At 45.8% G+C, this 12,823-nt stretch carries 1 protein-coding gene; it reads right to left on the reverse strand.

Annotated features, from left to right (window positions below; translation table 11 throughout):
* Positions 1-13: 13 nt before the first annotated feature.
* The gene (pksM, locus tag MKY10_RS12465; protein WP_236833359.1) at positions 14-12,808 is read right to left on the reverse strand and encodes a polyketide synthase PksM; all 12,795 of its coding nucleotides are present in this window, start codon (positions 12,806-12,808) and stop codon (positions 14-16) included.
* Positions 12,809-12,823 lie beyond the last annotated feature (15 nt).

Raw genomic sequence — 12,823 nt, forward strand, 5'->3', positions numbered from 1 at the left:
ATCGAGAATTTCTTTATGATTCATACGATTTACTCCCTTCTATGATGTTTTGCACACTCTTAAAATCCAATTTCCCTAGCGCCACCTCTTGCATCAATCCGATGATTTGCTCGTCTGTATACGTGTCCTTTATTTGATGTGCTGCTGCGCTATGATTTTGTTTTTCCGCTTTTAAGGCCAAATGGTCAGATAGAGCTTGGACTGTCTGACATTCAAGGATTTCCCGGCCGGCCATCTTCAGCTGCGTGGTTTTTTCGATATGCCGCATCAATTTTCGGCCAAGAATTGAATCCATCCCATAATCCAGGAAGTTTCTTTTGAAATTGATTCGATCCTCAGATATGCCCAATTCTCGTGCTAAAAATTGAACAATGATCTTTTGAATGTGGGTTTTGCCATTCGGCTCGTCAATCTCTGTTTTCATATCTTGTGAATGCTGTTTAACGGCCTCTGATTGCTGAGTGCCTGACGAAATCCAATACCGTTCCCTTGCAAATGGATAACCAGGTAAAGAAACCATCCGAACGTGATCGCCATCATGAAAGAGTTCCCAAGGAATCTGATATCCTTTCACCCAGCATTCCGCGATGTTTTCCAAATTTCTTTCTTTTGCGAGAGCTTGCAGAACTGCTTCATCTTGTTCTTCTAAAATCCCTTCTGTATATCCTGTATAAAGGGATCTCTGTTGGCCTGATACCCCACCATTCTTCATTGCTTCCACATATTCCTTCAATTTTCGCACCAATTGCTTCTGATTGTTTGCAACGATCGCGAGCCTTGCTTCCATGGCTTTTCTCCCAACCTGAAGCGTATATGCCACATCAGGTAAAGAAAGGTTATGATTCTGCTCCAGATACGCAATCATGCGGCAGGCAGCATCCTGAAGCCGATCGTCATTTTGGGCTGAAAGCACAATGATCTGCGGTGACCCTTGATGCCGCTGTGTGGACGGCTGATTATCCGGAATGTATTCTTCAATGACTGCATGTGCATTGGTGCCGCTGATTCCAGTCGTGCTGATCGTTCCCATCCTCGGCTTCTGATTTTTCCTGATCCACGAACGGTTTTCTTTGCAAAGCACAAATGGGCTTTCTTTAAACGGAATATACGGGTTTTCCGATTCACAGTGATGAGTGGCCGGAATGATCTGGTTTTTCATAGCCATCAGCATACTGATTAAAGCAACCGTTCCTGACGCTGCAAATGTATGTCCGATTAAAGGTTTAATTGAGCTGATCATACAGAATTGCTTCTGCTTCGTATATTTGCTGAACAAGCTCGTTAACGCTTGGACCTCAAGCGGATCACCAAGATTCGAGCCGGTACTGTGCGCCATCACATATTGAATATCGAGCGGATTGATTTCATTTTTTTCATAAATGTTTTCGATCAATTCTGCCTGGCTAAAAGGATTTGGCGCAGTAATGCCGTTGGTTTTGCCATCGTAATTCACGCCGCTAGCCTTGATGCAGCCATAAATATGATCTTTATCTTCAATTGCCTTTGATAATGGTTTCAAGAGAACAGCAGCCACCGCTTCACCTGGCACAAGACCATTGGCATCCTGGTCAAACACTTTGCATTGTCCGTTCGGAGACAGCATTTCGGCCCTTGTCAGCGCCTCAAAAGACATGTGAGAAATATTCAAGCTGACGCCGCCGGCTAAAGCCATTTCACAATCCCCCTGACGCAGAGCTGAACATGCCTGGTGAATCGCTACCAGTCCAGATGAACATGCTGCTGTCAAAGCCATATTAGGCCCTTTTAAATCCAATGCGTATGCGATTCTCGCAGACAATGTGGCGTTTTGTGTTCCGTTAATGTAATCCGTATCTCCGGTTAGATGCGCATATTCCCCTTCTTCCACACCTACATAAACACCGCAGGATTTTCCTTTTATCCGATCTCCCATATAGCCGGCGTCTTCAAACGTGTGCCATGCTTCCTCTAGAAAAATGCGCTGGCGCGGGTCCATGCTTTCGGCTTCTTTAGGCGATATTTGAAAAAACAGCGGATCAAACCGGTCTATGTCCTTCAAAAATGCCCCCCACCTTGGCACTGCTTTTTCTGGATCTCTGTTAGCTCTCCCCCAGTCCCGGCGTTCGCCCGGGATGTCAGAGATACACGATTTACCTTTTTTCAGATTATCCCACAGCTCATGGACCGAATCAGCTTGAGGGAACCTGCCGCTCATGCCGATAATGGCAATAGGCTCATCGTGAACCTGCCGAATGCTTTTTTTACTGGCTTCTGGTTCTAAAGCTACAGGAATTGCTGCATAAGCTTCAGGGGGCTTTTGCGCCTCTGATGCATCATCCCGGTAAAATGCTTCAATCAGCTCTTTATGATCGGTTAAGAAAAAGCTGATCAATTCTTGTAAAGTTGAATAGCCGAAAAATAAAGCCGGTGTCACTTCGATGTTGAAATGCTTTGATAACACGTTCGAGAATTTAGCCAAATAGATCGAATCAAATCCGAAGTCGGCCCAATTTTTGTTCAAATTCAGCTTGTCCTTTGAAATCTTAAGCAATGTGTGAATATGCTCTTTCAAGTCGTGTTCTAAACGCTTTTCAATGCTTAGTGTTTTTACCTCATCCTTGTTTTCTTGTGCTAGAGGGGCTTGAGTGGACGGTTCTGGAATAGCTGGTTCAGTCATTCCTAAAAATCTGCTGACACGGCTGGGCTGACCGGCTATCACGAGATGCTGAGCATCCTGCTGAGCTAGGATGTGCTCAAACATACGGATACCTTCCTCGGCTTCTATGAAGCGTTGGCCGCTTGATTTCAAGTACATATCCGTTGTTTCCTCATCACCGATCTTCATTCCGCCATCCTTCCACACAGGCCAGTTGATGACAAACGTTTTACCGTTATGCAGCTCATTTCTGTATTGTGCGTAAGCCATCTGAAACCTATTGCCAATCGCATAATCACAACATCCAAAATCCCCTAAAACCGCAGAAGAAGAAGAAAAATAACACATAAAATCAAGGTCTTCATTTTTAAGCCATTCATCAAGCGCTATCGTGCCGTTGATTTTCGGTTCAATGATGCGCTGGAAGCTTTCGATCTTTTTGTCAAAAATAGCAGAGTCGCTCTCGATTCCGGCTGCATGAATAACACCGTTGATGGCACCGAATCGGTCTTTCCCTCTTTTTACGCAGTCTCCCATTGCGATAGGATCAGACACATCTGCTTCTGCATACATCGCTTCGCCGCCTAGATCCTTTAATTCTTTTATTTGCTTTTGCTTCTCATCATTAAAAGGCGACCTCCCTGTCAAAATCAGGTTTGCGGCATAGTTTTTGGCCAAATGCTTGGCAAATAAATAACCAAGCCCTCCTACACCGCCTGTAATCAGGTAAGTACCGCCAGACTTCAATTTGCTGTTGTCCGGTTGTATCGTTGTCTGTTCAATGTGATTTACATATCGTTTCAGATTCTGATACAAAACCGTTTGTTCAGTTGAAGCCTGTAATTCTGCCCAGACTTTACGTGTCCAATCATCCATCGATCCTTGTTCCGCGGGCTGAAAGATTCCAGTGACTTTTGTGTGCGGAAGGACAAGCCCGAGTGAACGTTCGAAGCCAATCCATGATTCCAGATAACTTCGGTCAAGACTATCTTCAAAACATCCTGCCAGCAGCAGCCGTGAAGGATGAAGCTTTGCTGCGGACATACCTTGTAATAGGTAAACAATACAGGAATGGTCCTTTATACAGCGCTTGTCTTCCATAGGCCACATATAGAGGATTGCATCTGGCTCTCCAAGTTCTTCTTTAATGCTCTGGAAGGCCTTTTCAAAAGTAACGGGTTCTTGCCGCACAATCTGATAGCTATATTCAGACTGTTTGCTGTACACTTCGCCCTGTGATATAAAAATGACCTTGGTGTCTTGATCAACGTTTTTCAGGGCTGAAGCAAATGCGTTTTGCTTTTCTCTTTCAGTCAGAAAACAGATGAGCGTTTTGATACGTTTCGATGTGAGAGTCGCCGGCTCTTCTTTCCACACTTCTTGAAACGTCATAACCTTGAAAGGTTCTTCAGTTTGCTGATCATGATCCTGTTCTATAGACGCCGGAGCCTTTGCCGCGCCTGGCGCCCAGTAACGTTCTTTTGCAAATGGATATGCCGGAAGACTGATCCGGACAGGCGTTTGGGTGCCGTACAGCATGCCCCAGTCGAAAGACAAGCCTTTCACCCAAAGATCCAGCAGTTTCGTGTATTTCCCTTTGCTCATCCATGCTTCTATGATTTTTTCCGTATCCTCATCCGCTGATAAGACTGCTAACGCTTTTTTGTTATCATCGATGCGATCCAGATACAGGCTGTCTGCTTTGTTTTCGATAAAATCGTTCAGCTTTCTCTCAAGATCCTCTAGTGATTCCGCTATAAAGGCCAGCCGTTCCTCCATTGCTTCACGGCCTGTTTGCAAGGTATAGGCAATCCTGATCAGGTCTGTTTCGCGGTACCTTTTTTGTTTGATGGCTGTAAGCAGCTGTTCCGCTTTTTCTTGCAAGCGTTCCATGTTTTTGGCCGACAGCACAATCAGCGCTGGAGGATGGTCTTTCGGCGTTTGCGCCCCCGTTCTTGGAATATATTCTTCCAGGATGATATGGGCATTGGACCCTCCGGCGCCAAAACTGCTCAAGCCAGCGCGCCTAGGCACCTCTTGCCCGCCAATCACCGGGCGTTTCCATTCACCAAGTTGCTGCTGAACGACAAATGGAGTATGGCTGAACTCGATGTTCGGATTCAACCGCTGAGCATGCAATGATGGCGCAATTTGGCCATATTTAAACTGAAAAAGTATTTTTGTCAGCCCTGCAATTCCGGCTGCACTTTCACAATGACCGATATTTGATTTGCTGGAGCCGATCGCACAAAACTGTTTCTCCTGCGTATCTTTCTCGAATGCTTTTGTTAACCCCGCTATCTCAATCGGATCTCCTAATGCAGTGCCTGTTCCATGCGCCTCTAAATAACTGATGGTTCGGGCAGGAATGTCGGCGCGCTCCATTGCTTCTTTAATTACCTGTGCCTGTGCATGAGGATTTGGAACCGTGTATCCATTTGTTTTTCCTCCGCTATTAATGGCACTTGCCTTTATCACACCGTAAATATGGTCACCGTCCGCTATTGCTTGCTGCAGCGGCTTTAACACAATGGCGCCTACGCCTTCACCGTCGACAAATCCATCTGCATCATCGCCGAATGATTTACATGTATCACTAGCAGAGAGCATATTCATGACAGATAAATTCTGATAGTGAACCGGGTCGACAACTAAATTGACACCGCCGGCAATGGCACAATCACTCGATCCGCTATAAATGCTTTCCAGCGCTAAATGAATCGCTGTCAGGGAGGATGAGCAGGCTGTATCGACTGCAAGACTCGGGCCTTGGAAATTCAGTAAATAGGATATTCTGTTGGCGATAGACCAATAGCCGTATCCGGTCGGATAATTTTTGTTCATGACTCCGGCAAAGACGCCGATTTTTCTGCTTGAACAGAGCGAGTCAGGCGTGTATCCCGCGTCTTCAATACTTGCATAAGCGGTTTGCAGAAATAATCGCTCCTGAGGGTCCATTCTTTCTGCTTCAAGCGGAGAAATCTGAAAGAATAATGGGTCAAACTTGTCCATATCCTTGATAAATCCGCCCCATTTCGTATAAATTGATCCTTCTTTTCCTTTTTCTTTATCGTAATAAACTTTCCAATCCCAGCGTTCTTTCGGAATTTCCTCAATACAATTTCTTCCTTCTTTTAGGTTGTTCCAAAAGTCTTCCACTGTTTCCGCCTGAGGATAGCGTCCAGAAATGCCGATAATGGCAACGTCACGGCTTGCAAGAGTGTTTGTCGGTGTTTCTTTCTCCCCGCTGAAGCAAAGCTTGCGATAGCGCCGTGTTCTTTTAGCGGCCTGATCAGGTTTCTGTGAAGATTGGGTTCTGCTTTCGGCCGGTGTCTGTTGTTGAACTTGACGGTCAAGACCTGTTAATTTCATCAGCGCTTCTGTTTTTGTTTTGATGAAATGCTCCACTAATGCGTCAATGGTCTGGTACTCGAAAAATAAAGTGCTGCTTACATGGTCAAATTCTTTACGCAATGTATTCGTCAGCTGGACAACAACGATAGAATCAATCCCGTACTTTTCAAGCGGTTCAGATGACTCAATCTTTCCTGCAGGAATTTTCAACGTTTCCCCGATTAGTTTTTTCATATATTCTGTGCTTTTTTCTCTTAGGAGAGCATGTTTCGATTGTCCAGCTTCCTCTGAATCTATGGTATGAATGTAGGCTGGCTCCTGATTAGACGCTTGTGAAACAACCTTCTCCGGCAAGATCACATTTTTCATCATACGTCGAACCAGCCCGTTGCTTGAGGCTGCGACGATTTGGTGACTCAGATCATGTGCCGCCTCGGCCGGGAAAAAGACAGATTCAAAGCCTTCGCTTTCAAGTGCCGCTTTCCAGCTGTCAGGATGTAAGCCTGGACAGCCGGGAATCCGCACTGCAGGATCTTCATACAGCCACCAGCCTTCCAAAAGACCAAAGGTGATGTGAGGGAACAGGCTGTTTCCCGCCATTTCATTCAACAGCAGCATTCCGTTGTTTTTCATTACCGCTTTTGTATGCCGCAGTGTTTGACGGATATTTTTTGTTGCGTGAAGGACATTAGCGGCAATGACGACATCATAGCCTCCCGCTTCAAATTCCTGCTGATCAATCGGTTTTTCCACATCAAAAAGCTGATATGTCAGGTACGGATTTTCCGCCCCATATTCCTTTTCTGCATGCAGCAAAAATGCTTTAGACAGATCTGTATAGCAATATTCATTGATGTGCTTTTGATATGGTTTCAGTTTTTCAAAGATTCCGGCACTCGTGCCGCCTGTGCCTGCGCCTATTTCCATAATGCGAATCGATGCCTCAGGGTCGTGCTTCAGACGTTCATCCAGATAAGCTAATAATGTATCGGCAAGCACTTTATTAAAATAGTCTGCCACTTGGTTATGCTTATAAATGCCTTCCACCAGTTCCATCGAGGAATGCGGGAACATGATATCTGTTGCAGGGACTTTCCCTGTCAAAATATCCGGTAATGCTTTCAGCATGGCCTCTGCTAATACAACCATCGCCTTTGTCTCGCTGTCTTTAAGCCACTTTTCTTTTTTCGCATTCCATTCTTGCCAAAGCAGCTCGATATCCTCTGCTTGGTCCTTCCTCACCAATGAATCTCCAACTTTCTTAAGATAGCCATGCTGCAAGAGAAATTCGCTGCTTTGCCGAATCCATTTTCCATAAAATTCACGAGTCTTATATTGTTGAAGACGTTCAACCGATAATGTATAACCTTCAAACAGCCCGGCCGTTTGCAGCTGTCCTAACAACAGCCTGTAAAGAAGATCATCAAGCTCTTCATGTGTCACTCTTTGAAATCGTGCCGTAGTCGGCAGACGCTCCATCAGGCTCTCTGCATCTGCTGAAGGTTGCTCTGGATAAAGAGTGATGAATTCATTCTGATTCACGCCTTCGACTGCTACAGGCTTTGTCGTATGAATGAAAGCTGTTTGGCTGACTGGCCCAGAAAGCAGGGCTTCCAGCGCCTTCATAGCCTCCTCAGGCTCAATTAAACCTAAGCCGATTTGATTCATGAGCTGTACATAATGTTCATCCTCAGCCGCTTCACTATTCCCCCAATATCCCCAGTTCATGACTTTTACAGGGCATGCCCAGCTCTGAGAAAGCTGGTGAGCAAAAGCATCTGCAAATGTACAGCCAGAGGCATAATGGCTTTGCTTCACATTTTTGATATGGGCTACAAGCGAAGAGAAGAATAAAACAAAATCTACATTCTCCTGACGGAACACTTGGGCCATCCGCATACTGACATCGATCTTCGCCGCCAGTCCAGCGGTGAATTCTTCCGGCTTCATTTTTTCCAGGCTTTGCTCAAATAAAACCATCGCAGAGTGAACAATCCCGTGAATATGAGGATGACGTTTTTTCACTTGATCATAAGCCTGCTGCAATGAATGCTTATCGGCTGCATCGGCTGCAATGTAGAAAGGCTCAGGGCCAAGCGCCGAAAGTCGGTCTATTTTTGACTGGATGGCAGCATTAAGTTGACTTCGCCCAATCCAAACGATTTGCGCCTGGTAGCGGCGGATCATGTACTCACTCCATGCCTCTCCGATATACCCGGCTCCTCCGATGACCACATAGACTCCGCCTTTCCGATATAGCGTGTCGCCAGACAGTGAGTGCCGATATGGGATCAATTGCTGCTGATGCCATTGCTGATTACGATAGGCCCAAGCATGGCCAAGGCGGTCAGCTGGGAGCGCAAACATGTGATTTACCGGCCATGTGCAGCCTTTTTCAAGATCGAGAAGACGGATTTTCCAGTGTGGATATTCCTTTGCCATTGTGCCGGCAAGTCCATGATTGCTTGCATGAGCGGGTTGTACTGCCTCATGTTGCGTAACCGGCTGCGCTTGGATTGTCACAAGAGACCATTCAAGTTGTTTCTCGCCATAGCCTAATTGCAGGCAAGCTTTCACGAACTTAAATAAGTTAAGAACAGCTTCTCCTTGTCTATCACTATTCTCCAGGTCTGACGGGGCAATCCACAAGACATGGTCAATGCTTCCGTACGCTTGCAGTTTGTCCGCTATTGCCTCAATGTCATCTGCAGGGCGGATATCGACAAAGGAAATTTGCGGATAATGATGCTTTATGAAAGTCCGATCAGCTTCAGCAGCTCCGCATAAAACAGCTCTTTTACCAGCAAACGAAGCATTATCCTCCGCTTCTAGAGAGACTGGTTCCCAGACGGGGATCATCATCGTATGCCCGGTCAGCTGAGAATCAGTTACTAGTTGAGACCTTGAATGCCGCTCTCCATCAAGTGCCCGCATCGAGGCACCCTTCATTCGCACACAAACGTGTCCGTTCTCATCACATAAATCAATATCATACTTTCTGACTTTGTCCTCCGCTTTACTGTCTGAACTGTATCGAATATAAGACCATATCTTCTCTGGACATGGGCTGAAAATATCAACCTCCTGCAACGCAAATGGAAGAGACAGCGTCTGAGCTTGTCCAGCGGCATTGACTGAGCTAACGATAAAACCGACTGTGGCATGGAACGCGGAATCCATCAAACTCGGGTGGAGCGCAAAATGCTGCTTGTCGTTTTTTAGAAAAGCGGGTAACGAGATTTTTGCAAGCAATTGATCTTTGCCGACATAGACTTTTTCAATCCCTTGATAGCCCTCTCCATAGTCAAGCCCAATCTTTCGAAACGCTGCATAGCATTGTTCTGACGTCACTGTGTCCAAACTGCATTCTGTCTGTATTGATGAAAGGTTTAAAATGGAAGTGTCCGCTTCATCTGAAATGACAGCGCGGCCTTGGCAGTGTATCGTCAGGGCTTCTTCTTTATGTTCAGAGCTGCTATAAATGTCAAAGGAGATTTCCCCGTTATCCTCAGGAAAAAGGCCAATATGTATTTCTTTTGGTTCACTTTCAATCGTGATAGGACGCACCCACACAATGTCTTTAAGCGACACCACTCTTTGTTCGCCGTCCAGATCGCCTGCAGCTTTTTCCGCTGCTTCCCTTGCCATTTCTAAATAGGCAACGCCCGGCAAAATCTTCTGTCCCTGTACAACATGATCAGAAAGAAAAAATTCCGTGCCTGTAAATACAGAGCTAAAGCGCTGCTCAGTAAAGTCTGATGTATTGCGGTGCACCAGCGGATGTAAGATATGATTCACAGTGCTGGTTTTCATTTCAGGAACCGGGATCCAGTAGCGCTCCCTTGCAAACGGATAGGTCGGAACACTGATTTTAAGCGGCTTGCGATCGCCGTATAGGTCGTCCCAGGTGACCCGCTGTCCTTGAACCCATGCTTTCGCCATTTCCATCATTTCACTGTCTGTTGTCAAATTGTTATTCAGCGCATTTACCGATGCTAGCCCAGCCGCCTCCTGATTCTCCTTGGCTTGTCCGGTCCAGCAGCCCTCGATCTCTTCTTCTCCATTGGCAAACGCCCGAAGTTTAGCCGTTAAATCTTTTATGTCTTTTACAATGAAGGCCGCACGCTCCTCCATTTCAACCCGTCCTGCCTGCATGGTATAAGCTAACGCTAAAAGATTGACGTCCTCGCTAAGAAAATCAAGAAGTTTAAGAGCGTAAGCCTGCAGACGATCTTTGTTTCTCGCAGACAAAGGTATCACTATTTCTTCATTTTTCGTTAAAATCGTCTCTGAATGGCTCTCTGCTGGAATATATTCTTCCAAAATAAGATGCGCATTTGATCCTGAAGCGCCAAACGAACTTAAACCGGCACGGCGGGGATATGTGACGTCCACCCCGTTTTCTGTAAAAGATGGCTGCTCCCATTCCTTTGTTTCATGCTGGACAAAAAATGGGGTTTGATCAAGCTTCAAATAAGGATTCAGCTCTTCTGAATGTAATGACGGCACCAAGGTTTTATGATGCAGCTGCAGGACAGTCTTCGTTAAGCCGCTAATGCCGGATGCAGCTTCAGCATGGCCAATATTTGATTTCACAGAACCGATTGAACAGAATTGCTTGTCCTGCGTATTGCGGCTGAAAGCTTTTACTAACCCCTGTACTTCAATCGGATCTCCCAATGAGGTGCCAGTGCCATGGGCTTCAACATAGCTGATGGTGCGCGGATCAATTCCTGTTTTTTCTAGACATGCTTCGATTACATCAGCTTGAGCTACCGGGCTCGGTACTGTAATTCCGCTTACTTTTCCTACATGATTTATCGCACTGCCTTTGATGACAGCATAGATTCGGTCACCGTCCTGTTCAGCTTTTCGCAGCGGTTTTAGCAATACTGTGCCGACACCTTCTCCAGATACGTAGCCATCTCCGTCTTTGCCGAAAGTATGGCAATAGCCGTCACTTGAGTGCATTCCTACACTGCCATAACTGATATATTTAGCCGGATGCAATGACAAATTGACGCCTCCGGCAAGCGCGGCCTCGCATTCTCCATTCCGGATGCTCTCTATTGCCAGATGAACCGCAGTTAATGAGGAAGAGCAGACCGTGTCCACCGCCATGCTTGGGCCGTGGAAATTACAATAGTAAGAGACCCTGTTGGCGATTTGCGCATAATTCAGCGATAAAGGAAATGGATTGTGTTCTGATAGAGCTTCAGCCCCTATAAGGGAATAGTCCTTATGCATTACGCCGGCAAACACACCGACATGCTGTCTTTTATTTTCTCCCTGCGGTGAAGCAATTGTCTCTGGTGTATAACCCGCATCTTCAATAGCTTCCCAGCATGTCTCTAAAAATAACCGTTCCTGAGGGTCCATCATTTCCGCTTCACGCGGAGAGATTCTGAAAAATTGAGGATCAAAGCAATCAGCCTCCTCGATAAACCCGCCCCATTTCGAGAGTGGCTTGCCTGCAGGTGAATCCTGTCCATTGTTTTCTTTCCACTCCCAGCGTGAGTTTGGAATCTCTGTGATGCAGTCGGTACCCGCTTTAAGATGTTCCCAAAATTCCTGTATGTTTTTTGCCTTAGGATAGCGTCCCGCCATTCCGATAATGGCAATGTCCTCCCCGATCTCTGGTGAAGAGGTAACACCATCAGGAGAATCCTTCATTGGTGAAGGAGATTGGCGGACAGCATCGTCCGCCTCTCCAATTGAATAGTGATCAGCAAGATGAGCAGCTAGTTCTGCAATTGTTGTAAATTCAAACAGCAGTGTCGGAGCAAGATCCGCTCCAATCTTATCTCCAATTTCCTGAACCACGGTAAGCAATGACGGAGAATCCAGACCAAGCTCATAGTACCCAGCGTGGATATCCATTTGTTCTGCCGGCCTTTCAAGCTGCTTAGCAAGCAGCTGACGCAAATACATTTCAAATGCGGGATAGTCCCGACTGATGTTCTGAGAGACAGCAGCTCTTTCTTCTTGAATTTCTTTTGCAGAATGAAAGGCTGACATATTCCGTACAGACTTGCCTGCAAATTGTTTCAGCTCGGCCACTTTTTGTCCTGCTGAATTAAAATATTCAATCGTCATATAAGTGAGTTCTTTCTTTTGGCGCACAGATGAGGAGAGGATCCGTGCTGTACATCCTTTTTGCAATCGTTCTGAAGCAGAAAACGATTCATAATACAATGGCAGGTACATCGTTTGATCTGAGATCAGGCAGCTTGAACCTATGCCGCTGCCGTCAATAAGCGTCGGATGAAACAGAAAAGCATCAGAATGACGCAACGCTTCCTGTCCGACTGCTAAATCAATTACAGCCCCCTCTTTGGCTTCATAAATCTGTCCTTTTGCCTTCATCATGCCGGTATGGACTAACTCCTGAGAACGGCATTGTTCATAGATTTCATCTAAATTCAGAATCCTGTCAGCTGTACTTTTCCACTGATTAAGGTCTATTGATTCGGCAAAAGCGGTTTGCTCTTTACGATGCATGTCAGCAGTCACATATTGTCTCTTGTCAGATAGTGATTCTCCATGCTGTTTTTGTCCGTCGATGATGATGGACCATGTCCCTTCCTTTCTTTCAGACACGTGAATGGTCAGGGCAATGTCATATGACTCATCTGCGATCAAAGGGTAAAAAATGGTCAGGTTTTTTAATTCAAGTTCTTGGTATGCATAACCATGTTCCTGGAATACTTGGTAGATTAAATCTATATAAGCAAGGCCGGGTAATAACGCTTGTCCATATACCTTGTGGTTGGACATGATTGGATTATTTAATGAAATGTGCAGTTGTTCAGTTATCATTTTTCCACTCCTCTC

This window comes from Bacillus sp. FSL P4-0290 (genome assembly GCF_037975435.1).
Lineage (GTDB): Bacteria > Bacillota > Bacilli > Bacillales > Bacillaceae > Bacillus > Bacillus subtilis.

Coding starts and splice junctions, on each gene's coding strand:
- pksM (WP_236833359.1), bottom strand. CDS start 12,808: ATGATAACTGAACAACTGCACATTTCATTAAATAATCCAATCATGTCC.